The organism is Pseudomonas sp. NFX98 (assembly GCF_047784845.1).
Taxonomy (GTDB): Bacteria; Pseudomonadota; Gammaproteobacteria; order Pseudomonadales; family Pseudomonadaceae; genus Aquipseudomonas.
The window spans coordinates 99,166-126,153 of sequence record NZ_JBLNNF010000008.1; the positions used below are offsets into that span (position 1 = coordinate 99,166).

The following is a 26,988-nucleotide window of genomic DNA, read 5'->3' on the forward strand; positions in this document are numbered from 1 at the left end:
CTGCTCCCGGAATCTGCAATCTAGTCAGGCCTGTGAACGCTGTCTGTAATTATTCGTAAAGCTGATACCGGCTCATGGAGCCCGGAGCGGCCCATGCAACATTTTAATTCCAAACGTTCTAATCCCCATTCCAAAATGGTAGAGCCCATTTTGCCACTACCGCTTGCGTTCCCCCCGTGGCCTCTATACTTCAAGACGTTCGCTGGCGCTCCTTTGCGCCGGTCAGGGAAACAACGATGGGGCGTGCTATGGAGTGGCTTGGTCTGCATTTTTTTACCGAGCTGCCAGAGAGTGGGCAGGTCGTGCTCAACTGCATACATGACCCTTTTCTGGTGCTACTGGCTTTTCTGGTCGCCTGTGCTGGCAGCTTCGCCACACTGGACATGGCCGAGCGCGTCGCGCATGCGGAAAAACCCGCCTCCCGCAGGCTTTGGCGCTGGGTCGGTGCCGGGTGTCTGGCCGGCGGAATCTGGGCCATGCACTTCATCGGCATGCTGGCGTTCCAGGCCCCCATCAACGTGCACTACCAACTGCCGATCACGCTGATTTCCCTGTTGATCGCCCTGCTCGCATCGTGGCTGGCGATGCATACGCTCAGCCGCCCTGTCCTGAGTTTCTGGCAATGCCTCAAGGCTTCGGTCTTGATCGGCCTGGGCATTGCCACCATGCATTACGTCGGCATGTCCGCCTTGCGTTCGCAGGCGACGGTCTACTACCAACCGACCTTGTTCGCCCTGTCTATCGTGATTGCGATCGGCGCCAGCCTGGCAGCATTGCTGCTGGCGACCTACCTGCGCAACGGCACCGGCATGTTCCATCAGTTGCTCAAGTACAGCGCCAGCCTGGTGCTCGGGGCCGGCATCATCAGCATGCATTTCACCGGCATGGCCGCCTTCAATCTGGTGCTGCCCACCGGCAGCCTCCTGACCCAGCCCGGGGAAAACAATCACCTGCAACTGGGGCTGACGGTGGCGGTCATGACGCTGCTGATCATCGGCAGCAGCATCAGCGCGGCGCTGGCGGACAAGAAACTGCAACACAAGGAACATGACCTGCAGCGGGTCAATTCACTGCTCAGCCAACTGGATCAGGCGCGTATGTCCCTGCAGCAGGTGGCGCATTACGACCCCCTAACCAATCTGATCAACCGCCGCGGCTTCAACCAGCTCTTCGCCGAGAAGCTCAGCGAAAAAACCCACGATGGCGGCATGCTCGCGGTGCTGTTCCTCGACATCGACCATTTCAAGCGCATCAACGACAGCCTCGGTCACGACGCCGGCGACGAATTGCTCAAGGTGCTCGCCAGCCATATCAAAGGCTCGGTGCGCAGCCACGATGATGTGGTGGCGCGCTTCGGCGGCGACGAGTTCTGCATGCTCATCGACCTGCATGATCGCGAAGAAGCGCGACACATGGCCCAGCGCATCATGCAAAAAATGAAAGAACCGATCGAGTTGGCCGGGCGGCGCATGGTCATGACCACCAGCATCGGTATCAGTCTGTTTCCCGAAGACGGCAAGACCTGTGATGAGCTGCTGAAAAATGCCGACCTGGCGCTGTATCAGTCCAAGGGCAGCGGTCGCAACGGCCTGAATTTCTTCAGCGCCAACCTCAAGGCCCGTGCCACGCTGGAACTGCAACTGGAAGAAGAACTGCGCCACGCCCTGCGCGAAGACGCCGGCCTGATGCTCTATTACCAACCGATCTACGACCTGAAAACCGGCCAGGTCAGCAAACTCGAGGCGTTGATTCGCTGGCAACACCCGGTCCACGGCTTCCTCGCCCCGGACCGTTTCATCTCCATCGCCGAGGCCAACGGCCTGATCATCGAGCTGGACAACTGGGTATTGCGCAAGGCTTGTGAGGATCTGGGCGAGTTATCGCGTCAGGGTTGTGAAGAGTTGAAGATCGCCGTGAACTGCTCGCCGCTGAGCCTGGCCCGCCAAGAACTGGCGGGGCAAATCGAGCAGGCGTTGCGTAGCGCCGGGGTAGCACCGCAGCGATTGGAACTGGAGGTCACCGAAAATGCGTTGATGGGCAACATCGCCGACACGCTGGAGCTGCTGCGACAGATTCGCGCCTTGGGCGTGTCGCTGTCGATCGATGATTTCGGCACCGGTTACTCGTCCTTGGCCTACCTCAAGCGCTTACCGCTCAACACATTGAAAATCGACCGTTCGTTCATTCAGGACATCCCCAAGTCGACCCAGGACATGGAAATCGTCCAGGCCATTATCGCCATGGCCCACACCCTGCACCTGGATGTGGTCACCGAGGGCGTTGAAACCTTCGAGCAATACCAGTTTCTCGAAAGCCACGGCTGTGACTTCGTCCAGGGCTACCTGCTCAGTCGCCCGGTGCCGCTAACCGAACTGCATCCGGTACTGAACGAAATCAACCAGCGCCAGCGCTCTTACACCGTCACGACGTTGAGTCTGGTTCACGATACATCTGCACTAATGTAGACGGGTCTTTTTCCAGATTTCCCTGCCCACCATGCAACCGCATCAGCTGTGCCGCCAGGCCACTGATCGGTGTTGCCGAGCCTTGCTCGCGGGAAAACTTCACTGCTGTGTCCAGATCCTTGAGCAAGGTGCGCACGTGCCATTTCACCGGTTCAAAACGGCTTTCGGCCATTTGCGGCGCGAGGATCTGCAAGGGTTTTGAATCGGCAAAACCTCCGGCCAGCGCCTCGGCGATCAGGCTCGCGTCGACCCCGGAGCGCTCTGCCAGCGCCACTACTTCGGCAATTACCAATGCGTTGCAGGCCACGATCATCTGATTGCAGGCCTTGGTCACCTGCCCGGCTCCGACCGCCCCCATGTGTGTCACGCGCTGACCCAGACTCAGCAGTACCGGTTTGATGCGTTCAAGATCAGACGCTTCGCCACCGACCATGATCGCCAGGCTGCCGGCCTCGGCGCCGACCACGCCGCCAGACACCGGCGCATCCAGCCAGCTCATGCCGGTTTTGCCCACAAGCGTTGCCGCCATTTCCCGGGTCGCGGTGGATTCCAGGCTGGAAAAATCCACCAGCACCTGGCCGCTTTTCGCTCCCTCTGCAACGCCGTTCGCGCCAAACACCACGTCGTGCACCACCGAAGTGTCGGCCAGGCACAACATCACCACGTCGGCGTGCCGGCACAACTCGGCCGCAGTGGCGACCTGACGCGCACCGGCCTCGACCAGCGGCGCACATTTGGCGGGATTGCGGTTCCATACCGTCAGCGGGTAACCCGCGGCCAGCAAACGCCGGCACATTGGCAACCCCATCAATCCGATCCCGGCAAACCCCAACGAAGGTAGCGTTGACATCATTTGGCCTTCTTTTTGATTAAAGATCGGCGAATCTTGGCCGATTTATCATGACTTAGGAAAGGATTCCCCCGAGCGACGCTCAGGCCATGGCTCTGACGCTTGGGCCAAATACGCGCTGATAAAAGACGCGAGTTCTCATTCCGTGACGGTTCGACGACAGCGTGTCGCCCGACCAACCAGCCCAGGTACATGGCGAACAATGACTTCTAAAAATACCCCGGCCACCGCGATTTCCGATCTGACGCTGAGCCCAGCGGCGAACAGCCCCGCACCGTCGAAGCCATTGACGCCGTCGCGCCCGCTGGCGACCCAGCAATACCTGTACTTCACCGAAACCAACACCGACCGCATCCTCGATAACCTCGACGGCCTGCGCGACATGGTGTTCCCGCGTGCCCCCCACCTGGAAGGCGACAGCGAACAGCACAGCGATCAGGAATTCCCGTCTGTGTGCCTGATCGGCCTGGGCCGCTGCGGTTCGAACATTGCGCTGGATGTCGCGGAGCTGGTGTACAACGCCCGCAAGTTCTACCTCAACGAATTCAACAACGAAGACCGCCTGTCGCCAGACAAACGCTACGCAGAAAAGGGCTACAGCCCGGCAAAGTGGATTCGCAACAGCCTGCGCCTGATTCCGAACAAGGCGACCAAGCCGGTGTTCCTGGTGGAGCCGCTGGTCATGCTCGGCGACCTGGACAAAGACATCGCCGGGCGTATCCGTTTCTCGCGCAAGGGCGAAAAAAGCGGCTTCCTGCGCGACTACAGCAAAATGAAAATCATGGACTTGTCGGAAGTCCACGCCGGTGGCGCCGGTAACGCGCCGATCCTCGGCCAATACCTGGCCAAGATCATCCTGAACAAGGACACCCAGCGTTTTTCCAGCCCTGACTGGAAGATGATTCACTCGTACCTGATCGACAGCTGCGGCATCAAGGCCAACCAGTCGCGCCTGTACTTCTCGATCTTCAGTGCCGGTGGCGGTACGGGTTCGGGCATGGCTTCGGAGTTCGGCCTGGCCCAGCAGCACTCGTACATGAACAAGACCTTCGACACCAAGCCGATGGACGAGCACGACGGCAAGAGCGGTCATTCGTTCGTCTTCGAGCCGATCTTCACCAGCGGTATCTGCGTACTGCCGAACATTTCCGATCACCGCAGCGAAATGTCCGAGGCGCTGCACATCAACGCCGGCCGCCTGTTGTGCAAATACCTGTCGGAGGAATGGGACTTCTCCTACAACTTCGCCAACGAAGACAGCAGCGAAGCCAGCGTCATGGGCCGTATCCGCCCATGGAACGCCATGATGCTGATCTCCAACGACATCATGCGTTATGCCGAAGAGAACGATGACGGCAACATCCAGAACATTGATGTCAATGCGATGGAAAAGCACGCCAACCAGTACATCTCGCAGCAGATCTTCAACATTCTGACGGCGCAAGCGGTCACGACTGACTACGACCAGAACTATTTCCGTCGCGCCGGCATCGACATCGGCGAAACCATTCGCCTGGACGCCAACGACCTGTTCATGAGCCTGGCCGGCCCGGTGGCGATTGCCTACGCCGAATCCGTGGTGCCGGAAACACCGCCGCCAAGCAGCGACAAATTCAAGGTGTTCGAGAAAGAGCCACAGCGCCTGAACATCGACGACCTGTTCTTCCGCTCGATCGACCTGCCGCACTTCAACAAAGTCACCCAGGCCATCGAAGGCATCAGCCTGCTGCCGATCGAGTCCAAGCGCTACCGCGCGTCGCTGGAGCAGTACAAGAATTCGGGTTACGACGCCGCTGCCCTGCACGACCTGCACTTCTTCAAGAACTGCTCGTCGGTGGTGTCGATCGTTTCCTTGCCGAAGGACTACAAGCTGTCCTACATGGACCTGAACCGGCTCAAGACTCATCTCAACAGCCTGTTCCCCAACACCACGCTCAAGCGTTACGCGCTGGTGATCGGCGCCTCGGCCAACCTGTCGCTGACCACCCTGATCGCCAAGAGCCCGTGCCTGTCGGACGACTTCCTGACGCTGATCGTGGCGTTCATCAAGCGCTGCTTCGCGAAAAACCCGTACCGCTTCGACGAGACACTGGACAACTCGATCCTGGACTTCATCATCAATGAACACTTTGACGAAGACCTGATCGACGACCTGCTCAATGAGTTCGAGAACCCGGCGAAGATCCTCGACACCAACTGGTACGCGATCAAACCGATGTACGAGAAGAAGTACCGCGAACTGATCAACGACAAGGACAAATTCGTCTCGATCAACGACATCCGCCTGTCGCGCGATTGCGTGAAGAAAGCGATCAAGTACCTGCGCGAGATCTACCGTCATCGCATTGGCAAGACCAAGGTTATTTCGCTGAATAACCATACGGGCAAGACGTTCTAAGGTCGGCTTAAGACCGCGTAACGGCCAATCGCGAGCAAGCTCGGCTCCTACAGTGTTCGACGGTGTTCACAACATTTGTGATCGACATCGTCCCTGTAGGAGCCGAGCTTGCTCGCGATGGCGGCCTCCAATGCACCACATTTCTACATCCAGAAACAATTAACCAGCCCTCTGTCTGCTCGCTCAACTGTTCCCGTTACGTTTACGTCACCGTGAGGCTGTGGCCTTTCTCTACGGCAACGTGCCATCACGCTACTCGCCTACACACTTTTACTGGATGGTGCTGCGCACCAAACAGGTGCGCACATTCAGGCCCCCGCTCTTTCCTGGATCATAATCCACGGCGAAACGACCACTGCCCACAACGCCGGATCACGTTCGAAAAGATCCAGCGCCCGCGTTTCAGACAGCTTCGCGACCTTGTCTTCGGCCAGCCAGGCAGCCACTTTCTCGCCTTCATCAGTCGCTACAGCCTCAGCCGCGGCGATCAAATCCAGGCTGGGGTCGACCCACAATAGGGCACCCTTGGCGAAGAACGGCTCCAACTCCTTCCAGGTAATAGATGCGGTTTCACCAAGCAGCTTGGCATAGAGGGTGCTAGGTTCTTCAGTCATGGGTCCGGTCCGGAAAAGAAATCGACGCAATGATAACGTCGGTGGTCCGGCAGAAAAACCCAGATGCAATTTGCATCACTGAATGAAAAGCGCAGGAAAGCCAAGGAATGCACGGAATCTGGCTATAAGCCCGTCAAACCCCCGCCGCAATTCTGTCTTTTTCTTTCAAAAAGGCGACACCCCCAAGTTTTGCCCCCTGGCGCCAGCTTCCCAGGCTGACAATCGGCGCTCTACACTGTACCGGTACAGTTGCCGGGGGGTATTTCCGGGGATGTCGTAGATATCTGACCCGGTTCTATCGCCTACGGCGCCAGGACTATAAAAACTACAACAGTAAGAGTGGAGCACTATGACTAAGGCTACTAAGCAGATTTCCAAACTGTTTGCCGCTATGGTTCTGGCCGGGGTTGCCAGCCATTCGTTCGCAGCTGACACCATCAAGATCGGCATCGCCGGCCCTAAAACCGGTCCTGTAGCCCAATACGGCGACATGCAGTTCAGTGGCGCCAAAATGGCCATCGAACAGATCAACGCCAAAGGCGGCGTAGACGGCAAGAAACTCGAAGCCGTTGAATACGATGACGCCTGTGATCCAAAACAAGCGGTAGCGGTAGCGAACAAGGTCGTCAACGACGGCGTCAAGTTCGTGGTCGGCCACCTGTGCTCCAGCTCCACTCAACCGGCTTCGGACATCTACGAAGACGAAGGCGTGATCATGATCACCCCGGCTGCCACCAGCCCGGACATCACCGCCCGTGGTTACAAAATGGTGTTCCGCACCATCGGTCTGGACAGCGCCCAGGGCCCTGCCGCCGGTAACTACATCGCCGACTTCGTGAAACCGAAGATCGTTGCTGTTCTGCACGACAAACAGCAATACGGTGAAGGCATCGCTACCGCCGTTAAAACCACTCTTGAGAAGAAAGGCACCAAGGTTGCCGTGTTCGAAGGCATCAACGCCGGCGACAAAGACTTCTCCTCGATCATCGCCAAGCTCAAGCAAGCCAACGTCGACTTCGTCTACTACGGCGGCTACCACCCGGAGCTGGGTCTGATCCTGCGTCAATCCGCGGAAAAAGGCCTGAAAGCCAAGTTCATGGGTCCGGAAGGCGTGGGTAACGACTCCATTTCGCAGATCGCCAAGGACGCTTCCGAAGGCCTGCTGGTGACCCTGCCGAAATCCTTCGACCAGGATCCTGCCAACATCGCCCTGGCTGACGCGTTCAAGGCCAAGAAAGAAGACCCGAGCGGTCCGTTCGTGTTCCCGGCCTACTCGGCTGTGGAAGTGATCGCCGACGGTATCAAGGCTGCCAAGTCTGAAGACACCGCCAAAGTGGCTGCTGCCATCCACGCCGGCACCTTCAAGACCCCTACCGGCGACCTGAGCTTCGACGAGAAAGGCGACCTGAAGGACTTCAAATTTGTGGTTTACGAGTGGCACTTCGGCAAACCAAAAACTGAAGCCAAGCCTCAGTAAGGCCTTGCCTGACTGACTGCCAATAAAGCCCACGGCGTGCCGTGGGCTTTGTTTTACGAACGTACCTGGGCCGCGCTGGCGTGATCCGCCAGTCTCCCCACCTGAAAATCTCAAAACCGTCATCAGCGGTTCGCTGGCAAACCCCGAATTCGAAGTGGATGCAGATCCACGGGGCTCGGGCGGGAAAATGACTCCACCAGTGAAATGCGTATCAGGTTTTTAGGAGCGCTGTAATGCCTGACATCTATCACTTCTTCCAACAGCTGGTTAATGGCCTGACCATTGGCAGCACGTATGCCCTGATCGCCATCGGCTATACGATGGTTTACGGCATCATTGGAATGATCAACTTCGCCCACGGCGAGGTGTACATGATCGGTTCCTACGTGGCGTTCATCGCCATCGCCGGGCTGGCCATGCTGGGACTCGACAGTGTTCCGCTGTTGATGACCGCCGCGTTCATCGCCACCATCGTGGTGACCAGTGCCTACGGCTACAGCATCGAACGGATCGCCTACCGCCCCTTGCGCGGCAGCAACCGTCTGATCCCGCTGATTTCCGCCATCGGCATGTCGATCTTCCTGCAGAACACGGTTCTGCTGGCGCAAGACTCCAAGGACAAATCCATCCCCAACCTGATTCCGGGCAACTTTGCCTTTGGGCCAGGTGGCGCACATGAAGTGCTGATTTCCTACATGCAAATCGTGGTGTTCGTGGTGACCCTGGTCGCCATGCTCGGCCTGACGCTGTTCATCTCCCGCTCTCGCCTGGGTCGCGCCTGCCGCGCCTGCGCCGAAGACATCAAGATGGCCAACCTGCTGGGTATCAACACCAACAACATCATCGCCCTGACCTTCGTCATCGGTGCCGCGCTGGCGGCCATCGCGGCCGTGCTGCTGAGCATGCAATACGGCGTGATCAACCCGAACGCCGGTTTCCTGGTCGGCCTCAAGGCCTTCACCGCAGCGGTACTGGGCGGTATCGGCAGCATTCCGGGCGCCATGCTCGGCGGTCTGGTACTGGGTGTGGCGGAAGCCTTCGGTGCCGATATCTTCGGCGACCAGTACAAGGACGTCGTGGCCTTCGGTCTCCTGGTTTTGGTGTTGTTGTTCCGGCCAACCGGCCTGCTGGGCCGTCCGGAGGTTGAGAAAGTATGACTAGGAATCTTAAACAGGCGCTGTTCAGCGCCTTGCTGGTGTGGGCCGTTGCCTACCCGGTACTGGGTCTGAAGCTGACCATCGTCGGCATCAACCTCGAAGTTCACGGCACCAGCAACGCCACCCTGATCACCATCGCGGTGTGTTCGGTGTTGATGTTCCTGCGTGTGCTGTTCGACCAGCAGATCAGCTCGGCCTGGCGTTCTTCGCCAAACATGCCGCTGATTCCGGCCAAGGCCAGTAACTTCCTGACCCTGCCGACCACTCAGCGCTGGATCATCATTGCGCTGATCGCCGGCGCGCTGGTCTGGCCGTTCTTCGGCTCCCGTGGCGCGGTGGACATTGCGACGCTGGTCCTGATCTACGTGATGCTGGGCCTGGGGCTGAACATCGTGGTCGGCCTCGCCGGCTTGCTCGACCTCGGTTACGTCGGGTTCTACGCCGTCGGCGCCTACAGCTATGCGCTGCTGTCGCACTACTACGGCCTGAGCTTCTGGATCTGCCTGCCGATCGCCGGCCTGATGGCGGCCACTTTCGGCTTCCTGCTGGGCTTCCCGGTGTTGCGTTTGCGCGGTGACTACCTGGCGATCGTGACCCTGGGCTTCGGTGAAATCATCCGTCTGTTCCTGCGTAACCTGACCGATATCACCGGCGGTCCGAACGGCATCAGCAACATCGAGAAACCAACATTCTTCGGCCTGACTTTCGAACGCAAAGCTGCCGAAGGCATGCAGACGTTCCACGAGTACTTCGGCCTGGAATACAACTCGATCAACAAGGTGATCTTCCTTTACCTGGTTGCGCTGTTGCTGGCTCTCGGTGCGCTTTTCGTCATCAACCGTCTGCTGCGCATGCCTCTGGGCCGTGCCTGGGAAGCGTTGCGTGAAGACGAAATCGCCTGCCGTGCGCTGGGCCTGAATCCGACCATCATCAAACTGTCGGCCTTCACCCTGGGCGCAAGCTTCGCCGGTTTCGCCGGCAGCTTCTTCGCTGCCCGTCAGGGTCTGGTGACGCCGGAGTCCTTCACCTTCATCGAGTCGGCGATCATCCTCGCCATCGTGGTGCTGGGTGGCATGGGCTCGCAGCTGGGCGTGATCCTCGCTGCCGTGGTGATGATCCTGCTGCCGGAAATGATGCGTGAGTTCAGTGAGTACCGCATGTTGATGTTCGGTGCCTTGATGGTACTGATGATGATCTGGCGCCCTCAGGGTCTGCTGCCCATGCAACGTCCTCACATGGAGCTGCGCAAATGAGCCGCGAGATCCTTAAAGTAGAAAACCTGAGCATGCGCTTCGGCGGTTTGCTGGCGGTCAACGGCGTGGCCTTGAGCGTCAAAGAGAAACAAGTGGTTGCCCTGATCGGCCCCAACGGCGCCGGCAAGACCACCGTATTCAACTGCCTGACCGGTTTCTACAAGCCGAGCGGCGGCAGCATCCTGCTCGACGGCGAGGCGATTGAAGGCCTGCCGGGCCACAAGATCGCCCTCAAAGGCGTGGTGCGTACGTTCCAGAACGTGCGGTTGTTCAAGGACATGACGGCGGTCGAGAACCTGCTGATCGCCCAGCACCGTCACCTGAACACCAACTTCCTGTCCGGCCTGTTCAAGACCCCGGCGTTCCGCAAAAGCGAGCGCGAGGCCATGGACTTCGCCGAGTTCTGGCTGGAAAAGGTCAACCTGAAAGAGTTCGCCAACCGCCCGGCCGGCACCCTGGCCTACGGTCAGCAACGTCGTCTGGAAATCGCTCGCTGCATGATGACCCGCCCACGGATCCTCATGCTCGACGAACCGGCCGCCGGCCTGAACCCGAAGGAAACCGAAGACCTGAAGGCGCTGATCAGCATGTTGCGTGAAGAGCACAACGTGACAGTGCTGCTGATCGAACACGACATGAAACTGGTCATGAGCATTTCCGACCACATCGTCGTGATCAACCAGGGCACGCCTCTGGCCGACGGTACGCCGGAACAGATCCGCGATAATCCTGAAGTGATCAAAGCCTACCTGGGGGAAGCGTAAATGCTGCAGTTCGAAAACGTTTCCACCTTCTACGGCAAGATCCAGGCCCTGCACAGCGTCAACGTCGAAGTCCGCCAGGGCGAGATCGTGACCCTGATCGGCGCCAACGGTGCCGGCAAATCCACGCTGCTGATGACCCTGTGCGGTTCGCCGCGCGCCCACAGCGGCAGCATCCGCTATATGGGTGAGGAACTGGTGGGTCAGGACTCTTCGCAGATCATGCGCAAGAGCATCGCCGTGGTGCCGGAAGGTCGTCGGGTGTTTTCCCGCCTGACCGTGGAAGAGAACCTTTCCATGGGCGGATTCTTCACGGCGAAAGGCGACTATCAGGAACAGATGGACAAGGTCCTCGGACTTTTCCCACGCCTGAAAGAACGCTTCAGCCAGCGTGGCGGCACCATGTCCGGCGGCGAACAGCAAATGCTCGCCATCGGCCGTGCGTTGATGAGCAAGCCCAAGCTGCTGCTGCTCGACGAGCCTTCGCTGGGCCTGGCACCGATCATCATCCAGCAGATTTTCGATATCATCGAACAGCTGCGCAAGGACGGTGTGACGGTGTTCCTGGTCGAGCAGAACGCCAACCAGGCACTGAAAATCGCTGACCGCGCCTACGTTCTGGAGAACGGCCGGGTAGTGATGACAGGCACCGGCGAAGCGCTGCTGACCGATCCGAAAGTGCGCGATGCGTACCTCGGCGGATAAGCCTTTGCGGTAAGCAAAGAAACGGCCTTCGCGGGCCGTTTTTTTATGCCTGCGAGTAAGATCGGTGTAGGAGCTGCCGAAGGCTGCGATCTTTTGACTTTGACCTTCTTGTTCCCAGAGAATCAAGATCAAAAGATCGCAGCCTGCGGCAGCTCCTACAAGGTCCGTGGGGGTTCAAAGCCTGTCCAGCGCCTCCCCACTCCTCTTGAACCATCCCATCAAATAATCCGCCAACACCTGCGTGCGTTTCGGCAATCCGCCCTGATACGGATGCACCAGGTACATCGGCATGCTTCGGGTCTGATAATCGCGCAGGAGCCAGCGCAAACGGCCGTCAGCCAATTCCGCCGGCAGCAAGTAGGATGGCAGGCGCGCAATGCCGGCGCCCGCCAGTGCGGCTTTTTTGAGCAGGCTGTAATGGTTGCTGGCGAACGGTCCCGACACACGCACACGCAATAATTCGTGCTGCTGGTGATACAGCCATTCTTCGCGGCCGCTGTAGTGGCTATTGAGCAAACATTGGTGCTCAGCCAGGGACTGCGGGGTCGATGGCTCGCCATGTTGCTCAAGGTATGCCGGGCTGGCGCAGGTCAGTTCGTGCCAAGCCAACAGCGGCCGCGCAACCAGACGTTCGTCATTTCCGACGTCGGAGCGAACCGCCAGATCAAAGCCTTCGCGGGACAAGTCACGATAGTTGTTACTGAGATCGAGCTCGATCTGCACCTGCGGATATTTGGCGGAAAACTCCAGCAATAGACCATCGAAAAAGGTTTCCCCGAGCGACACCGGAACCGTCATGCGCACCGGGCCGACCATGTCGTCTTTCAACCGCGCCAATGCCTGACGCGCCCGCTCGACTTGAACCACCAGCGCCTGGGCCTGCGGCAACAACGCCGCGCCCGCCGCAGTCAGGCTCAAGCGCCGTGTAGTGCGTTGTAACAGGACCACGGAAAACTGCGCTTCCAACTGACTGATGCGCTTGGACAGTTGCCCCTTGCTGCAACCGAGTTGCTGCGCAGCCAACGTAAAACTGCCCGCTTCGACCAGTACCGCAAACGCCGCCAGATCATCCATATCGCTCATGGATTGTTTCCAATAGAAAACCAAAGGTTGCCTATTAGCACGCTTATCCACAGAAAAAACCACTCTAAACTGAAACCTCAATCAACCCACTTGAGGAAAAGTACCCATGAAAATTCTTTTGATCGGCGCAGGCGGCACCATCGGATCGGCCGTCGACAAAGAACTGTCGCAACGTCACGAAATCATCCGCATCGGCCGCAACAGCGGTGATTTTCAGGTGGATATCAGCGACAGCGCTTCGATTCGCAAATTGTTCGAGAAGACCGGCAAGTTCGACGCACTGGTCTGCGCGGCGGGCAACGTGACCTTCGCACCGCTGGCCGAAATGACCGAAGAGAGTTTTGCCCTGGGCCTGAAAGACAAGCTGATGGGTCAGGTCAACCTGGTGCTGATCGGCCGCGAGTTCGCCAATGACGGCGCATCGTTCACCCTCACCACCGGCGTGCTCAGTCACGACCCGATTCGCAGCGGCGCCTCGGCAGCACTGGTCAACGGAGCACTGGACAGCTTCGTCCGCGCCGCCGCCATCGAACTGCCGCGCGGCCTGCGTGTGAACTCGATCAGCCCCACCGTCCTCGTCGAAGCCATGGGCAGCTACGCACCCTACTTCCGTGGTTACAAACCGGTTCCTGCGGTGGACGTAGCATTGGCCTACGCCAAAAGTGTTGAAGGCTTGCAGACAGGTCAGACATTTCACGTGAGTTGAGCACGACGCGATCCGTAGGAGCACGGCTTGCCGGCGATGACTTCCTCGAGATCGCCATCGCGAGCAAGCTTTGCTCCTACGGGGGTGATCGACAACAAGACGTAAAAAGTCGGCGGGGTTGTGATGAACGGTCAGGCTGAGTAACGTGGCGGCACTTGTCAGGAGACCCCAAGATGCGTGTTGCCCGTTCCCTAGTCCTCGTTGCCCTGCTTCCGCTGTTCGCCGCTTGCCAGTTGCTGGATGGCTCGCATGAAAGCGCCTCCCACGTCGGCCAGACCCGCATGCAGGGCCAGTTGACGGCGGCGGACGGCAAGCTGTTGTTCCAGCCGTGCGGCGACCAGCGTCGTTATGTGGTCAACGACACGGGCGGCACCAGCGTGCTGCAACAGGCTGCGAGCCTCGCTGATACCCAGGGCAAACTGTTCGCCGATGTGCGCGGGCGGATCGTTGCCGGCAACGGCGATGGCCAGCTCGATCTGGAAACGCTGTACCGTGTCGAGCGTTCGGGCATTGCCTGTGAAGATCCCAATTTCAAACTGCTGATCCTGCGCGCCGCCGGCCACACCCCGGAGTGGAACGTGAGAGTCAGTGGCAAAGGCATGGTTATCGACCGCGCGGGCCAGCCGCCATTGGCCGTGCCCTACGTCGAAGAGCAACTGGGCGATGGCCGCTTCAACCTCAGCACCGAAACCAACAATCAGCACATCGAACTGTGGGTTGCACCGCAACGTTGCGTCGACAGCAGCACCGGCAGCATTCAGCACATGACAGCCGAACTGCGTATCGATGGCCAGGTGCAGCGCGGTTGCGGGTATTTCGGCGGATCGCGCGACGACTGATCGTTTAAGCCTCACGTGGCGGGACCGTTGGAGCTTATAATCGCCGGCTTCAAACGCCCTGGCGCAGTTGTGCGCCCCGCGAACCGGATCCTGCCATGTTACGAATTACCGAACTCAAGTTGCCTATCGACCATCCCGAAGAAGACCTGCGCCCTGCCATCGTGCAACGCCTGGGCATCGCCAGCGATGATTTGCTCGATTTCACCTTGTTCAAGCGCAGCTACGATGCGCGCAAAAAGTCCTCCGAACTGTGTTTCATCTACACCATCGACCTCAACGTTCGCGATGAGGCGGCGGTGCTGCACAAGTTCGCCGATGACCGTAACGTCAACGTGGCACCGGATGTCAGCTACAAGGAAGTCGGCCAGGCACCGGCCGATCTGAACGCTCGCCCGATCGTCGTCGGGTTCGGTCCGTGCGGAATTTTCGCCGGCCTGCTGCTCGCGCAAATGGGCTTCAAGCCGATCATCCTCGAACGCGGCACCGAAGTGCGCCAGCGCACCAAAGACACCTGGGGCCTGTGGCGTAAAAGCGTGCTGAACCCCGAGTCCAACGTGCAGTTCGGCGAAGGCGGCGCGGGGACCTTCTCCGACGGCAAGCTCTACAGCCAGATCAAGGACCCGAAATTCCTCGGCCGCAAAGTCCTGCACGAGTTCGTCAAGGCCGGCGCGCCGGAAGAAATTCTCTACGTCAGCAAACCGCACATCGGCACGTTCCGTCTGACCGGTGTCGTGGAAAACATGCGTGAGCAGATTCGCGCCCTCGGCGGTGAAGTGCGCTTCCAGCAGCGCGTCACCGACGTGTTGATCGAAGACGGCCAACTGGTCGGCGTCGAACTCCATGGTGGCGAGCAGATCCACTCGAAACACGTGATCCTGGCCCTCGGCCACAGCGCCCGCGACACCTTCCGCATGCTCCACGGTCGCGGTGTATACATGGAGGCCAAGCCGTTCTCAGTGGGTTTCCGCATCGAACACCCGCAGTCGCTGATCGACCGCGCGCGCCTGGGCAAGTACGCCGGCCACCCGAAACTCGGCGCCGCCGACTACAAGCTGGTGCACCACGCCAAGAACGGCCGCTCGGTCTACAGCTTCTGCATGTGCCCGGGCGGTACGGTGGTGGCGGCGACTTCCGAGCCGAACCGTGTCGTGACCAACGGCATGAGCCAGTACTCGCGTAACGAACGTAACGCCAACTCCGGGATCGTCGTCGGGATCACCCCGGAGGTCGATTATCCGGGCGGCCCGCTGGCCGGCATCGAGTTGCAGGAGCGCCTGGAGTCCCACGCCTTTGTGCTGGGCGGCAGCAACTACGAAGCTCCGGCGCAACTGGTTGGCGACTTCATCGCCGGCAAGCCGTCCACCGAGCTGGGCAGCGTCGAACCGTCCTACAAGCCGGGTGTCGCCTTGGGCGATCTGGCCTTGGCTTTGCCAGACTTCGCTATCGAAGCAATTCGCGAAGCATTGCCGGCGTTCGAGAAGCAGATTCGCGGTTACTCGTTGCACGACGCGGTGTTGACCGGGATCGAGACCCGTACTTCGTCGCCACTGCGGATTACCCGCAACGAGTCGATGCAGAGCCTGAACGTGAAGGGCTTGTTCCCGGCCGGTGAAGGCGCGGGTTATGCGGGCGGGATTCTGTCGGCAGGTGTCGACGGGATTCGGATTGCCGAGGCTGTGGCGCGGGATATCCTGGGCCTCGAAGCCTGATAAACACTATCTGATACAACACAAAACCCTGTGGGAGCGGGCTTGCCCGCGATAGCGTTAGATCAGCCAACAAATTTGTTGGATTTGATGCCGCCATCGCGGGCAAGCCCGCTCCCACAGGTTTACTCAGCGTCTATCAGTTCAGATGTTGGCGCGCAAAACCGAAGCCGGCAGCGCCTCCCCGCGCTCCACCGTCGCCCTCACCGCATCAATCAACCCACTCAACTCATACCCCTGTGCCTCGAGCCATTTCGGATCGTAATAGGTCGTGGCATAACGCTCGCCGCTATCACACAGAATCGCCACCATCGACCCCGACTCCCCCGCCGCTTTCATGTGCTGAGCGGCCATCAATGCGCCGATCAGATTGGTCCCGCTTGATCCGCCTACGTGCCGACCCAAGCGCTCCGCCAGGTAATGCATCGCCGCCAGCGACAACGCATCCGGCACCTTGACCATCGCGTCGATCACCTTGGGCAAAAACGACGCTTCCACCCGCGGCCGGCCAATGCCTTCGATGCGCGAGCCGTGATCCAGACGCAGGTTGGCATCGCCGGTCTGGTAATAATCGAAGAACACCGAACGTTCGGCATCGGCGCACAGCACGCGGGTGCAATGCTGGCGATAACGCACGTATCGGCCAAGCGTCGCGGTTGTGCCGCCCGTGCCGGGGCTGGAAATCAGCCAGCTCGGTTCCGGATGCTGTTCGAAACGCATCTGCTGAAAGATCGACTCGGCGATGTTGTTGTTCGCCCGCCAGTCAGTGGCGCGCTCGGCGTAGGTGAACTGGTCGATGAAATGCCCGTCGTGCTCACGGGCCAGACGCTCGGATTCAGCGTAGATCTGCGTCGGATCGTCCACCAGATGGCTTTGCCCACCGTAAAAGGCGATCTGGGCGATCTTTTCCTTGGACGTGGTTGCCGGCATCACCGCAATGAACGGCAAGCCCAACATGCGCGCGAAGTACGCTTCGGAAATCGCCGTCGAACCGCTGGACGCTTCAATGACCGGCGCTCCAGGTTTGAGCCAGCCGTTACACAACGCATAAAGAAACAGCGAACGCGCCAGCCGATGCTTGAGGCTGCCGGTGGGATGGCTGGATTCATCCTTGAAGTACAACTCGATGCCCGGAAAACCCGGCAGCGGCAACGGGATCAGGTGGGTGTCGGCGCTGCGCTGGAAGTCGGCTTCGATGATCCGGATGGCTTCGCGAGCCCACTGTCGGTTATCGCTCATGATGGTTTTCTCGTTGAATCGGGCAGGAGTTGGCCTCTCGGTGCAAGGCTCAGCCTTCAAGCTTAGGAAAAAACCTACATCACGCACAGATACAGCTGAGGTCCAATACGCTTGGCAACTGCTAGGCTCAGGTCCGTAGCCCCAAATCGTCTTGTAACGACATATAACAAAAAAGAATATAACTTTTGTTTTAACAACTAACAGGAATTGTTAGGGTGTAACACCTTTTGAATTCACAGATGGAGAGCGACCTTGCCTCTGCGTAGCACTTTCACGCGTTTCTTTCAGTTGGAAGCTGCCAGCGGTCTGTTACTGATCGCTGCGGCAGTTCTGGCTCTAATCATCAACAACTCGCCACTGTCGTGGCTGTACAACGGCCTGCTTGAAACTCCGGTGGTCGCCCAGGTTGGCGCCTTGAAGATCGCCAAGCCACTGCTGTTGTGGATCAACGACGGTCTGATGGCGATGTTCTTCCTGCTGATCGGCCTGGAAGTGAAACGCGAAGTACTCGACGGACAACTGGCCAAGCCGTCACAGATTGTCCTGCCCGGTGCAGCGGCGATCGGCGGCATGGTCGTGCCAGCGCTGATCTACTGGTTCCTCAACCGCGATAACCCGGCGGCCCTGAGCGGCTGGGCAATCCCGACCGCCACCGACATCGCTTTCGCCCTTGGCGTGCTGGCGCTGTTGGGCAAACGGGTTCCGGTGTCGCTGAAGCTGTTCCTGATGACCTTGGCGATCATCGACGACCTCGGCGCGATCATCATCATTGCGATCTTCTATTCCGGCGCGCTGTCGACCCTGTCCCTGGCGCTGGCCGCAGCCTGCATCGCGGCGCTGATCGGCATGAACCGGCTCGGCGTGGTCAAGCTCGGGCCGTACATGATCATTGGCTTGATCCTGTGGGTCTGCGTACTCAAGAGCGGTGTGCACGCCACGCTGGCCGGTGTGACCCTGGCGTTCTGCATTCCGTTGCGCACGAAAAACGCCGAGCCTTCGCCGCTGCTGACCCTCGAACACGCACTGCACCCGTGGGTGGCCTATGGAATTCTGCCGCTGTTCGCCTTCGCCAACGCAGGCCTGTCCTTGAGCGGCGTCACCTTCGACAGCTTCACCCACGACGTACCGATGGGCATCGCGGTCGGCCTGCTGCTGGGCAAAGCCGTCGGCGTGTTCGGCCTGACCTGGCTGGCAGTCAAAATCGGCATCGCCGCCCTGCCCCAAGGCGCCAATTGGGGTCAGATACTGGGTGTGGCGATTCTCTGCGGCATCGGTTTCACCATGAGCCTGTTCGTCGGCTCCCTGGCCTTCGAGCCGGGTGTCAGCGACTACGCCGGAATGGACCGCATGGGGATTCTGACTGGCTCGATTCTGGCTGCATTGATCGGTTATGCGGTGACAGCGATGGCAAGTCGCAAGAACACTGCCCTGCCCTCCTGAGAAACAGGGACAACTCCTAACGTCTTTCAAGACGCGTCCTACAGCCACGCTTTGTCCCGTTCGTTAACGTCGTGCAGCCCTTTCGCAGGGCTGCCGATGGAAGAACACACAAGGACAATCAGTGGCTGTCAACAAGGACATCCCCCGGGTTAGAAACCCGCCGTCAGGTGACGGGCATCACGTCAGCTATCGCTTCATGACGACCAGCGAACTGGCTGAGCGCGAAGCTCGGCAAATTGCCTACCAGGCCATGCTCGCCAGGCAAGACGACTACATGCGCAAGCGCCAGGTTACCGATGCCGAACAGAAACCTGTTCAAGTCGGGTGCGTGTTCGCCAAATCCTGCAAGCTGCCCGACGCGGTCATCAACTACACGAATCCCTCTGGAATGGTGCCGACCGATAGCCTGAAGGACTACGGCGAGATCGCCTGGCTCGGGGCTCGCGAGGCAGACGATGGCGGTTTGCTGAACCTGAAAGCGATCAGTGGGAGCTCCGTTGCGCTTGGCATCGGCCAACTGGCGCTACGCGTTCCCTCTCTTGTCGTCCCGGCAATAGGTGCCGCCGGGCCTGCTGTCTCCGCTGCTCTTGGCGGTCTGGTCGCGATTTTCTGGACACCCAGCCTCGGCGACAGCGCCCTCTACACCGAAGATCAACTCCGCGCCCTCAAACAGGCCCGCACCCGCGTTCGCCTCAGCGTTGAACAACAAGCCGACGGCAGCCTCAAGGGTTACGGCTTCTACACCGGCAAGAATCGCGATTGGGAAATGGTCGATGTCGTGCAGATCGCTTTGCGAGACAGCCAATACGTCGCCGACCTCGGCGACGGCATCGAACTGATCTGGACCCCAGCCGAAGATGGCTCCGACATCCGAGGCATCCCCGCGCTGGAAGCGGCGCCACAAGCCCCACATATCTGGGTCTATCCGCCGACGAAACAGGCGGACGGCATCATCGTCAACCCGATTTATCCGCCTGAGTACAAGGATTTCATTCTTGTGTTTCCGGCGAACTCTGGTGTAAAGCCTCTATACGTGGTGGTTGCAAGACCTATCAGTGGTGACCATGACTATCACCCTCCGCCAAGAGCTCTGTCGGCATTCCCCGATGCCGTTCGCGTTCAGACCAAAGGAAACCGAAGACGCTGGGAAAGTAAGAAACGCATCTATGAGTGGGACTACCGACATGGCGCCGTCGAAGTGTACAACTGGGCGGGGGATCACTTGGGGGAATTTGATGCAAATACGGGCGAACAGACTGGTAAAGCAAGACCTGAAAGGCGGACATCAACAAAGTAATGATTAGGAATAAGAATGATATTTATAGAAATCAGCGGATTTTTCCTCGAACCAAACCCTGATAATTCATTGCAATATGAAAAGGATGTACCTCAAGCCTTAGAGGCGGCAGTGCTTAACGTCATGGGCTGGAAAACCATGACGGATGTCCCAATAGGCGAGCATCTGTTATCTCCAAATCAGGCTAGTGCGATTATGGAACTGATTGGCGCCCCCTTCAGAGATGATTTGGCGTACTACTTGGGGCTCTGCCAAGACTAACTATTTGGATCAGACAAACCGTAAGCGACTGCCACAAAAAACCCCGACCAGCTACCTGATCGGGGTTTTCTTTTACCCAAATTCCCGCTTAGTGCGTAACGCGACTGGTGCCATCAACCGTGGCAATCCGTACACGCTCGCCAACACGGAACACTTCATTTTCCTGAACCTGTTGCACGTAGGCGCGCATGCTGCCGTCGTCTTCGCGGACGGTGATTTCCACGCCCTGGGTACGGGTCAGGCCTTCTTCAGCTGCGGAGCCGACCAGGCCGCCTGCAACGGCGCCGATGACCGCAGCCACGATGCTGCCGCGACCGCCACCGATGGCGCTGCCGCCAACGCCGCCCACCGCTGCACCGGCGATGCCGCCGATCGGGGTTTTGGTGCCTTCGATTTTCACCGGGCGCAGTGCTTCGATGGTGCCCATGCGAACGGTCTGCACGCGACGCGCTTCGTCACGGGAGTAGGAGTCACCGGTCAGGCTCGATTGGCAACCGGTGAGCAACATCGCCATCGTGGAAAAGGAAGCAACCAGCAGGACAGACTTACGCATAGCATCAACTCCAAAGGACAGGTATTCATTAAACTCCGCGGCTTGACGCCTGTCACGGCATCGCCCGGATAAAAATGATTTCATTCAGTTCCAGTACAGGCCCCGCGCGCGAACTCACCACACATTAGCGGCAAATTCGGCAATCTGCGCCGCTGGCCGAGGATTTTCATGGATTACTTTATCATCGTCGTCACTACCGCTGCCGGTCTGTACTTCCACTGGTGGCTGTACGTACGGATCAAACGCTGGATGGACCGCGACCTGGCACTGGCGTTGGCTGGCGGCGACGAACTCAAAAAAGTGTTCATGCTCCAGCAACTGGCGAACGCTCAAGCGCAGAAGATCAAGCGTCGAGACCTGCCGCAGTGGCTGGAGACCGCTGCGGCAGGCTATCTCGAGCGGTAGACTGCTTAGGGTGCCAGGCGTTCAAGAATCCAGTCGGCGCCCTGCAAACGATAGTTGAGGCGATCGTGCAGACGGCTCGAACGGCCCTGCCAGAACTCGATGCGCTCAGGTAGCAAACGATAACCACCCCAGTGTTCAGGGCAATGCGGCTGACTGTCACTGAACCGCTGCTCCGTGTCCTTGAGCAAAGACTCAAGCTCAGCACGGTCGGCGATCACCCGGCTTTGCGGCGATGCCCAGGCACCGAGGCGGCTGCCCAGTGGACGAACCTGATAGTAAGCATCGGATTCTTCAGGAGTGACTTTCACCACTCGCCCTTCGATGCGCACCTGGCGCTCCAGGGTCGGCCAAAAGAACGTCATGGCCGCAAACGGGTTCGCGGCGATGTGTTGGCCCTTGGCACTGTCGTAATTGGTGAAGAAGGTGAAACCCTGCTCATCCAGGCCCTTGAGCAGCAGGATGCGACAATGCGGTCGACCGTCCGGGTCGACCGTGGCCAAGGTCATGGCGTTCGCTTCCACCGGCGCCTGTTCGGTTTTCACCGCGTCGGCGAACCATTGGTGAAACAGCGCAAACGGCTCGGCCGGGGCTTGCGCCTCGGTCAGGCCATCACGGGTGTAGTCGCGGCGCATATCAGCCAGGGCCTTGGTCATGGCGCATTCCTTTTGGTTAACGAATCACTTCTTTGTGGTATCGGCGGCGGCGACTTTCTTGGTGTCGGCAGCGGCCTTGGCCGGTGCAGTCTTTTTCGCCGGAGTCGCGGTTTTAGCCGGAGCTTTTTTCGCTGGTGCTTTGGCAGCTTTCTTGGCTGGCGCTTTTTTCGCCACAGGTGCAGCCGCTTTCTTTGCATCGGCGGGTGCAGGCGTCACTGGCTTGGCAACCGGCTTGATGTCCTGGGCAGCGACCATGCGCACAGGTGCCGGGGCTGGCATGTTGTACTTGCTCAGCAACGCGACCATGGTGTTTTGTGGGGTCACCAGCAGTTCCACACGGCGGTTCAACGCGCGCCCTTCAACGCTGTCGTTGGCGGCGCGCGGGGCTTCACTGCCCATACCGCGCAGCATCAGACGATCACGCTGCAAGCCGCTGAGACGGAAAATCGCTGCGACGGCCTGAGCACGTTCCTGGCTCAACTTGACGTTGGCCGGCGCGGCGCCCGAGGTATCGCTGTGACCCAGCACCAACACGGCAGTCTTTGGATCGACTTCAAGGATTTTCGCAACACGGGTGAACGGACCGAGGGTCACCGGCAACAGCATGGCCGGGCGATCAGGGTTGAACGAGCCTTCGACCGGCGCGATCACCACCAACACGTTTTCACGGCGTTCGAGTTGCAGGTTGCTGTCCTTGATCGCTGTGCGCAGGCGCGGTTCATAGTCGTCGAGCCAGGCTTGAGTGACTTTTGGATCCGGCATCGGCACGGCTTTGGCGGTGGTTTGCTCTTTGCCGCCGAACGGCCACCACCAACTTCCACCTGTTTGCGCGTCAGCCTTGGCGACTTCGACAGGCTTGATCTCCGGCTTGATCTCCGGTTTTTTGTCGAGAACTTCCTCGGAACCGAACGGCCAGTACCACGGGTTGGAGCTGTCAGCCTTTGCCACCGGAGCAGTTACGGCGGGTTTCAAGGGTGCCGGGGCCGGTTCTTTGGCGGCGACTTTGTCGGACGAACCAAACGGCCACCAGCTGCCGCCGTCCGCATCATTTTTCGGATTCTGTGCGCAACCGGTAATAGCGAAGCACAGTGCCAAGGCGAGGGTTGGTTTGGTTGACATTGGATATCCACAAAAATGAGGTCATAAAAAAATCAGGCCGGATCGGCCCGCATAAACAGACGCTTTGAAACTGAAAAGGCTATCGGGTTCCTGACCTGGGACCCTCCAGCGGGATTTACAGACAAGTGGCCAGTACCCGCACAAGCTTTTGTGCGCGCGGATCCATCAAGACGTACGGCCCCAGTGTATTTGTCACAAAACCGAAAGCCACATCGTGCTCCGGGTCAGCAAAACCGATGGAACCACCTGCGCCGGGATGCCCGAACGCTCGCGGACCCAGGCCGAATGTGGCATTGGGCACATCCGGTTGATCGAGCATGCAACCCAGGCCGAAACGGGTCCGGGTCAGTAGAGTCTTGTCCTCGCCGAGGCTGTGCTCGCGGGTCAACTCGTCGAGCATCTCGCTTTCCAGCAGGCTGCCGTCCAGCAGGCCGGCATAGAACCCGGCCAGGCTGCGGGCGTTGCCGTGGCCATTGGCCGCGGGTTGCTGCATGCGCCGCCATTCCGGCTTGTTGGTGCTGGTCAGCACCGACGGCGGATTGGTGAATGCGCGAGTGGTCATGGCGGTCGGTTCGCGCATGGTCACTTGCAGCAGACGCTGGGCCGCGGCATCGCCGACGTTGCCCTTGCCGCGGGCGATGTGCGCCACGCGATGGAATTCTTCATCGGCCAGGCCGACGTGGAAATCCAGGCCCAACGGCTTGGCGACCCGCGCGACGATGGACTCACCCGGTCCGCGACCGTCAGCCCGGCGCAGCAACTCGCCGACCAACCAGCCGTAAGTGATGGCCGCATAGCCATGGCCTTCTCCCGGCGTCCACCACGGGGCTTCGGCGGCCAGGGCGTCGACCATGGTTTGCCAGTCGTAAAGCGCTTCAGGTGCCAGCAACTCGCGCAGTGCCGGCAGGCCGGCCTGATGACAGAGCAGTTGGCGCAGGGTCACGGCCTCTTTGCCAGCCGCAGCGAACTCCGGCCAGTAGCGGGCCACCGGGGCATCCAGTTGCAGCTTGCCTTCGGCGACCAGTTGCAGCGCGGTCACGGCGGTGAAGGTCTTGGTGCAGGAGAACAGGTTGGCGATGGTGTCGCTGTGCCAGGCCTCGGCGCCATCCTTGTCGGCGGTGCCGGACCAGAGGTCGAGCACGGTTTCGCCACCGATCTTGATGCACAACGCCGCGCCACGTTCCTGGGGATCGTCGAACAGCGCCGCGAATGCCTCACGCACTGCCTCGAACTTAAGCTCGTAATGACCCTGAATCTGCACCCGCAACTCCCCGGATAAACGCTCTACAAAGTGGCCCGCATTGTTCCAGCCCTTGAGGGTTTTGGGAACAGGGGCGGGCCGGGCGGTCAATTGAAGACCAAGATCAAAAGATCGCAGCCTGCGGCAGCTCCTACAATGACAATGCGTTCATCCTGTAGGAGCTGCCGCAGGCTGCGATCTTGGCGGCATCAGCTTTTAATGACCTTTACCGGAATGTCCACCCGCGCCCTTCCCTGGCCCTTTGCCGGCATCGGCCTCTCTGCCGCCCTCGGCCTCTCTGCCGCCCTCGGCGTCGTGACTGGCCTTGTTCGCCTCGGCGGCGGCCTTCTCGGCTTCTTTGCTTAATTGGTCAACCGCCGCGAGGTTGTTCTTGCGCACGCTGTCGACGAAACCCTGGAATGGCAGATCGGTAATACCCACAAGGCCGAAGTGGCCGTTTTCGCCATCCAGCAGACGCCCGGTCACAGGCTGGTCGAGGTATTGAAACCAGTGCACACCGACAATCGACGGTTCGCTCAGCGCCTGTTTGAGGAAGTTCGCGTAGGCCGGGCCACGGTCTTCTTCCTTCGCCACTTGCGTCACGCCGCCCCAGAATGGGCCGCGATCAGCGGAGCCGAAGTTGAACTCGGTGATCAGCACCGGTTTGTCGAGGCTGCGCAGTTTGGCGAAGTCGTAACCGTCCTGCGGTTGCAGGGTGTACAGGTTGAAACTCAATACGTCGCAATACTGGGCGCAGGATTCGACCGCTTCTGGCGTACTGACGGCGAAGCGGCCGCCCAGTAACAGCTGGTTCGGCGCGTGCCACTTGAGCGAGTCGGATATGGTCTTGAAGTAAGTGTCGGCGAAGACCTTCTGGAAGTATTTGAAGTCCGCTTCGATTTCCGGATGTTCAGGGCTTGGCAGCGGCGGCACAAAACCCGGATCTTCCATCAATTCCCAGGCTGGCAGATCAATGCCCCAGGCTTTGGAAAGACCCGCCTGATTGCGGTACTTGTCGCGCAGTTGCTTGAGGAAGGCACGCTTGGCCGGCACGTCGGTGGTCATTTTCAAAGTGCCGTAAGCCAGGGCGTAGCGGGCTTTCGGGTCATCGCCCGGACCGGCCCACGCCAGTTCGTTGTCGGCGTAGTACCCGATCAGCCATGGATCGTCGCGATGGTCGCGGGCAGCAATGGCCACGGCGCGTTCCGTGGCCATGGCGAAACGTGGATCAAACGGGTCGGGCATGCCGCCCCACCAATCGCTGCCGGTGCTGATGCTGGCGTAATCGCCAACGATCGACAGCGGCAAGGTGTACGGCACGCGGTCAGCGTTGGCCAAGGCTGGCGCGCTCCAGTTACCGACAGTGTTGAAACCCCACGCTTGCAGGCGATCGAGCGTGTGGCTGGCCCAGCGTTTTTCGTCAAATACCACTTTGCAGGGTTCGGCGGGTGCCGGCTCGGCCGCTTTGGCTGCGGTCGCGTCGACGGCATCGGTTTTGGCCGCTTCGGCAATATCGGACTCAGCACTCGAAGGCGCCACCGGCTGCTCGGCGGCTTTTTCTGCCGTGGCCTCTACCGCATCAGCCTTGGCCGCTGCGGCGACTCCGGCCTTGGTATCGCTGCCCAGTGCGCAAGGGTCGCCGTACAGGCGTTGCAGGTTGGCGCCATAAAAATCGTACCAGCGCCCGAAGTTGAAACCCCGGCCCTGATCAACGCCGTTGCCGCCGCGGTTATCTCCTTCACCGTAGTGGCTGGCCAAAGGCTCGTCAGGCTTGGGCAGTGATTCGAACATCGACTCGCGACCGGCAATGTACGTCTGGTTGACGTCCGCCGTGACGGTGTTGACCCCCAGCGAATAGAACGGATGCCCTTCTGGCGTTACCAGATACCAGCGCCCGTCACGCTTCTCGGTGCGGAAAAAGCCGCTGGCCTTGAACGCCGGGCCTTTGCTCCAGCCGCCGAACTTGTCCAGCGACGATTTTTCGCGCTCGGCCAGCCAGGTTTTCAGCTGTTGCTGTTCCTTGGCGGCGGCGCTTTTCAGTTGTTCATCGTTACTTACTTTCTCCGGCCATTTGGCCCGGGTCGATTGGCCAAAGGCGTCCACCAATCCGCCATACACGGCCTGAGTGACGGACTCGCTGTCCTGAACGCCAAAGCGCTCGAGCAAGATGCTCTGGGCGACTTTCGGTTGGTCCATGGACACGCTCACCGACACCACTTGGCTACGATCCAGTTCACCGGCACTGCTGGTCAACAGGATGCGCTGACCGTCGACGGTCATGGGCATCGGTGGCCCGGCCTTCATGCCCTGGCTCAGCGGCGTCGTCGGTTGCAATGGCACCAACAGGGTTTGCGCAGGGCCGGCCGGCAAATCGACACGGCTGACCAGCGTCTTGCCATCGTTGCTCTGGATGGTCACGTACAGGGTCACGGCCCAGTCCATGGCGCTCTGGATCCGCAGGCTCATGACGCCCGATTGCGACCAGTCCCAGGCGCCGGTCTGCGGCGTCAGGCGCAGGGTTGGCTTTGCAACCGGGTTGAACGTCACCCGGCGCAGCACTTCACCTTCGGCGGTTTGTTCGGCGTTGGATTGCGGCAGGCTGGCGTCCTGAGTCGCCACCTGGACCACATCGGCGGGGCGCACAAAGTTGAACAGCGTCTGCTGCCCGGCGGGTGCGGCCAGCAAAGGCGTTGCGAACAACAAGGCAAAAACGGCAGGCAACGAACGGCGAATCATGAGAACGAAATTCTCCCTAACGACCTTCAAT

Annotated in this window: 23 protein-coding genes; 14 read left to right on the plus strand and 9 right to left on the minus strand. The window is 59.6% G+C overall.

Annotated features, from left to right (window positions below; all coding sequences use genetic code 11):
• Nucleotides 1–248: 248 nt before the first annotated feature.
• Nucleotides 249–2,465 carry a putative bifunctional diguanylate cyclase/phosphodiesterase gene (locus ACM110_RS12530; RefSeq protein WP_416128136.1) on the plus strand — a complete coding sequence of 739 codons (2,217 nt, stop codon included), beginning with the start codon at nucleotides 249–251 and terminating at the stop codon, nucleotides 2,463–2,465.
• Here the strand turns inward: ACM110_RS12530 and ACM110_RS12535 are convergent.
• Nucleotides 2,422–3,318, minus strand: coding sequence for an NAD(P)-dependent oxidoreductase (locus ACM110_RS12535; protein WP_416128012.1), 897 nt, complete (start codon nucleotides 3,316–3,318; stop codon nucleotides 2,422–2,424). The genes ACM110_RS12530 and ACM110_RS12535 overlap by 44 nt on opposite strands.
• Nucleotides 3,319–3,517: 199 nt before the next feature.
• Here ACM110_RS12535 and ACM110_RS12540 point away from each other — a divergent pair, with 199 nt between their 5' ends.
• Entirely contained in the window at nucleotides 3,518–5,713 is a 2,196-nt protein-coding gene (locus ACM110_RS12540) for a hypothetical protein (RefSeq protein ID WP_416128013.1), read from the plus strand.
• Between the two features lie 308 nt (nucleotides 5,714–6,021).
• Here ACM110_RS12540 and ACM110_RS12545 read toward each other — a convergent pair whose 3' ends face one another.
• Nucleotides 6,022–6,327: a DUF2288 domain-containing protein gene (locus tag ACM110_RS12545; protein ID WP_416128014.1), complete on the minus strand. Its 306-nt coding sequence runs from the start codon at nucleotides 6,325–6,327 to the stop codon at nucleotides 6,022–6,024.
• Nucleotides 6,328–6,676: 349 nt separating this feature from the next.
• Here ACM110_RS12545 and ACM110_RS12550 point away from each other — a divergent pair, with 349 nt between their 5' ends.
• The 5 genes from ACM110_RS12550 to ACM110_RS12570 all read left to right on the plus strand — a co-directional run bounded on the left by ACM110_RS12550 (nucleotide 6,677) and on the right by ACM110_RS12570 (nucleotide 11,680).
• On the plus strand, nucleotides 6,677–7,804 hold the full coding sequence (locus ACM110_RS12550) for a branched-chain amino acid ABC transporter substrate-binding protein (RefSeq protein ID WP_338585126.1): 1,128 nt from the start codon (nucleotides 6,677–6,679) through the stop codon (nucleotides 7,802–7,804).
• A 233-nt stretch (nucleotides 7,805–8,037) separates the two neighbouring features.
• Entirely contained in the window at nucleotides 8,038–8,961 is a 924-nt protein-coding gene (livH, locus tag ACM110_RS12555; RefSeq protein WP_416128015.1) for a high-affinity branched-chain amino acid ABC transporter permease LivH, read from the plus strand.
• Nucleotides 8,958–10,214: a high-affinity branched-chain amino acid ABC transporter permease LivM gene (locus tag ACM110_RS12560; protein ID WP_416128016.1), complete on the plus strand. Its 1,257-nt coding sequence runs from the start codon at nucleotides 8,958–8,960 to the stop codon at nucleotides 10,212–10,214. The genes livH and ACM110_RS12560 overlap by 4 nt, the downstream gene beginning before the upstream one ends.
• Nucleotides 10,211–10,978, plus strand: coding sequence for a high-affinity branched-chain amino acid ABC transporter ATP-binding protein LivG (gene livG, locus ACM110_RS12565; RefSeq protein ID WP_338585124.1), 768 nt, complete (start codon nucleotides 10,211–10,213; stop codon nucleotides 10,976–10,978). The genes ACM110_RS12560 and livG overlap by 4 nt, the downstream gene beginning before the upstream one ends.
• Entirely contained in the window at nucleotides 10,979–11,680 is a 702-nt protein-coding gene (locus ACM110_RS12570; RefSeq protein ID WP_020798122.1) for an ABC transporter ATP-binding protein, read from the plus strand.
• A gap of 174 nt (nucleotides 11,681–11,854) precedes the next feature.
• On the opposite strand, the gene ACM110_RS12575 is transcribed toward ACM110_RS12570, so the two are convergent.
• A complete protein-coding gene (locus tag ACM110_RS12575) occupies nucleotides 11,855–12,763 on the minus strand; it encodes a LysR family transcriptional regulator (RefSeq protein ID WP_416128017.1) in 909 nt (302 codons plus the stop codon).
• Between the two features lie 106 nt (nucleotides 12,764–12,869).
• Here ACM110_RS12575 and ACM110_RS12580 point away from each other — a divergent pair, with 106 nt between their 5' ends.
• The 3 genes from ACM110_RS12580 (at nucleotide 12,870) to ACM110_RS12590 (ending at nucleotide 16,017) form a co-directional block, all read left to right on the plus strand.
• The gene (locus tag ACM110_RS12580) at nucleotides 12,870–13,469 is read left to right on the plus strand and encodes a short chain dehydrogenase (RefSeq protein WP_416128018.1); all 600 of its coding nucleotides are present in this window, start codon (nucleotides 12,870–12,872) and stop codon (nucleotides 13,467–13,469) included.
• A 173-nt stretch (nucleotides 13,470–13,642) separates the two neighbouring features.
• On the plus strand, nucleotides 13,643–14,308 hold the full coding sequence (locus ACM110_RS12585; RefSeq protein WP_416128019.1) for a COG3650 family protein: 666 nt from the start codon (nucleotides 13,643–13,645) through the stop codon (nucleotides 14,306–14,308).
• Nucleotides 14,309–14,403: 95 nt separating this feature from the next.
• Nucleotides 14,404–16,017: an NAD(P)/FAD-dependent oxidoreductase gene (locus ACM110_RS12590; protein WP_416128020.1), complete on the plus strand. Its 1,614-nt coding sequence runs from the start codon at nucleotides 14,404–14,406 to the stop codon at nucleotides 16,015–16,017.
• Between the two features lie 141 nt (nucleotides 16,018–16,158).
• Here ACM110_RS12590 and ACM110_RS12595 read toward each other — a convergent pair whose 3' ends face one another.
• Entirely contained in the window at nucleotides 16,159–17,256 is a 1,098-nt protein-coding gene (locus tag ACM110_RS12595; RefSeq protein ID WP_416128137.1) for a PLP-dependent cysteine synthase family protein, read from the minus strand.
• 249 nt (nucleotides 17,257–17,505) lie between these two features.
• Here ACM110_RS12595 and nhaA point away from each other — a divergent pair, with 249 nt between their 5' ends.
• The 3 genes from nhaA (at nucleotide 17,506) to ACM110_RS12610 (ending at nucleotide 20,251) form a co-directional block, all read left to right on the plus strand.
• Nucleotides 17,506–18,693: a Na+/H+ antiporter NhaA gene (nhaA, locus tag ACM110_RS12600; protein ID WP_416128021.1), complete on the plus strand. Its 1,188-nt coding sequence runs from the start codon at nucleotides 17,506–17,508 to the stop codon at nucleotides 18,691–18,693.
• A gap of 121 nt (nucleotides 18,694–18,814) precedes the next feature.
• Nucleotides 18,815–19,990: an S-type pyocin domain-containing protein gene (locus tag ACM110_RS12605; RefSeq protein ID WP_416128022.1), complete on the plus strand. Its 1,176-nt coding sequence runs from the start codon at nucleotides 18,815–18,817 to the stop codon at nucleotides 19,988–19,990.
• 15 nt (nucleotides 19,991–20,005) lie between these two features.
• Nucleotides 20,006–20,251 carry a pyocin S6 family toxin immunity protein gene (locus tag ACM110_RS12610; RefSeq protein ID WP_416128023.1) on the plus strand — a complete coding sequence of 82 codons (246 nt, stop codon included), beginning with the start codon at nucleotides 20,006–20,008 and terminating at the stop codon, nucleotides 20,249–20,251.
• 88 nt (nucleotides 20,252–20,339) lie between these two features.
• On the opposite strand, the gene ACM110_RS12615 is transcribed toward ACM110_RS12610, so the two are convergent.
• On the minus strand, nucleotides 20,340–20,804 hold the full coding sequence (locus ACM110_RS12615) for a glycine zipper 2TM domain-containing protein (protein WP_416128024.1): 465 nt from the start codon (nucleotides 20,802–20,804) through the stop codon (nucleotides 20,340–20,342).
• A 168-nt stretch (nucleotides 20,805–20,972) separates the two neighbouring features.
• Here ACM110_RS12615 and ACM110_RS12620 point away from each other — a divergent pair, with 168 nt between their 5' ends.
• A complete protein-coding gene (locus tag ACM110_RS12620; protein WP_416128025.1) occupies nucleotides 20,973–21,209 on the plus strand; it encodes a hypothetical protein in 237 nt (78 codons plus the stop codon).
• A gap of 5 nt (nucleotides 21,210–21,214) precedes the next feature.
• Here the strand turns inward: ACM110_RS12620 and pdxH are convergent, their stop codons facing one another.
• The 4 genes from pdxH to ACM110_RS12640 all read right to left on the minus strand — a co-directional run bounded on the left by pdxH (nucleotide 21,215) and on the right by ACM110_RS12640 (nucleotide 26,957).
• Complete coding sequence (gene pdxH / locus ACM110_RS12625) at nucleotides 21,215–21,862, minus strand: pyridoxamine 5'-phosphate oxidase (protein ID WP_416128026.1); 648 nt, start codon at nucleotides 21,860–21,862, stop codon at nucleotides 21,215–21,217.
• Nucleotides 21,863–21,886: 24 nt separating this feature from the next.
• The gene (locus ACM110_RS12630) at nucleotides 21,887–22,981 is read right to left on the minus strand and encodes an OmpA family protein (protein WP_416128027.1); all 1,095 of its coding nucleotides are present in this window, start codon (nucleotides 22,979–22,981) and stop codon (nucleotides 21,887–21,889) included.
• Nucleotides 22,982–23,096: 115 nt separating this feature from the next.
• Complete coding sequence (locus ACM110_RS12635) at nucleotides 23,097–24,242, minus strand: serine hydrolase domain-containing protein (protein ID WP_416128138.1); 1,146 nt, start codon at nucleotides 24,240–24,242, stop codon at nucleotides 23,097–23,099.
• Between the two features lie 195 nt (nucleotides 24,243–24,437).
• A complete protein-coding gene (locus ACM110_RS12640; protein WP_416128028.1) occupies nucleotides 24,438–26,957 on the minus strand; it encodes a beta-agarase in 2,520 nt (839 codons plus the stop codon).
• Between the last annotated feature and the right edge of the window lie 31 nt (nucleotides 26,958–26,988).

Coding starts and splice junctions, on each gene's coding strand:
- pdxH (WP_416128026.1), bottom strand. CDS start 21,862: ATGACCAAGGCCCTGGCTGATATGCGCCGCGACTACACCCGTGATGGC.
- ACM110_RS12560 (WP_416128016.1), top strand. CDS start 8,958: ATGACTAGGAATCTTAAACAGGCGCTGTTCAGCGCCTTGCTGGTGTGG.
- ACM110_RS12630 (WP_416128027.1), bottom strand. CDS start 22,981: ATGTCAACCAAACCAACCCTCGCCTTGGCACTGTGCTTCGCTATTACC.
- ACM110_RS12620 (WP_416128025.1), top strand. CDS start 20,973: ATGGATTACTTTATCATCGTCGTCACTACCGCTGCCGGTCTGTACTTC.
- ACM110_RS12570 (WP_020798122.1), top strand. CDS start 10,979: ATGCTGCAGTTCGAAAACGTTTCCACCTTCTACGGCAAGATCCAGGCC.
- ACM110_RS12545 (WP_416128014.1), bottom strand. CDS start 6,327: ATGACTGAAGAACCTAGCACCCTCTATGCCAAGCTGCTTGGTGAAACC.
- ACM110_RS12580 (WP_416128018.1), top strand. CDS start 12,870: ATGAAAATTCTTTTGATCGGCGCAGGCGGCACCATCGGATCGGCCGTC.
- ACM110_RS12535 (WP_416128012.1), bottom strand. CDS start 3,318: ATGATGTCAACGCTACCTTCGTTGGGGTTTGCCGGGATCGGATTGATG.
- ACM110_RS12640 (WP_416128028.1), bottom strand. CDS start 26,957: ATGATTCGCCGTTCGTTGCCTGCCGTTTTTGCCTTGTTGTTCGCAACG.
- ACM110_RS12540 (WP_416128013.1), top strand. CDS start 3,518: ATGACTTCTAAAAATACCCCGGCCACCGCGATTTCCGATCTGACGCTG.
- ACM110_RS12550 (WP_338585126.1), top strand. CDS start 6,677: ATGACTAAGGCTACTAAGCAGATTTCCAAACTGTTTGCCGCTATGGTT.
- ACM110_RS12530 (WP_416128136.1), top strand. CDS start 249: ATGGAGTGGCTTGGTCTGCATTTTTTTACCGAGCTGCCAGAGAGTGGG.
- ACM110_RS12615 (WP_416128024.1), bottom strand. CDS start 20,804: ATGCGTAAGTCTGTCCTGCTGGTTGCTTCCTTTTCCACGATGGCGATG.
- ACM110_RS12590 (WP_416128020.1), top strand. CDS start 14,404: ATGTTACGAATTACCGAACTCAAGTTGCCTATCGACCATCCCGAAGAA.
- livG (WP_338585124.1), top strand. CDS start 10,211: ATGAGCCGCGAGATCCTTAAAGTAGAAAACCTGAGCATGCGCTTCGGC.
- ACM110_RS12575 (WP_416128017.1), bottom strand. CDS start 12,763: ATGAGCGATATGGATGATCTGGCGGCGTTTGCGGTACTGGTCGAAGCG.
- ACM110_RS12610 (WP_416128023.1), top strand. CDS start 20,006: ATGATATTTATAGAAATCAGCGGATTTTTCCTCGAACCAAACCCTGAT.
- ACM110_RS12585 (WP_416128019.1), top strand. CDS start 13,643: ATGCGTGTTGCCCGTTCCCTAGTCCTCGTTGCCCTGCTTCCGCTGTTC.
- livH (WP_416128015.1), top strand. CDS start 8,038: ATGCCTGACATCTATCACTTCTTCCAACAGCTGGTTAATGGCCTGACC.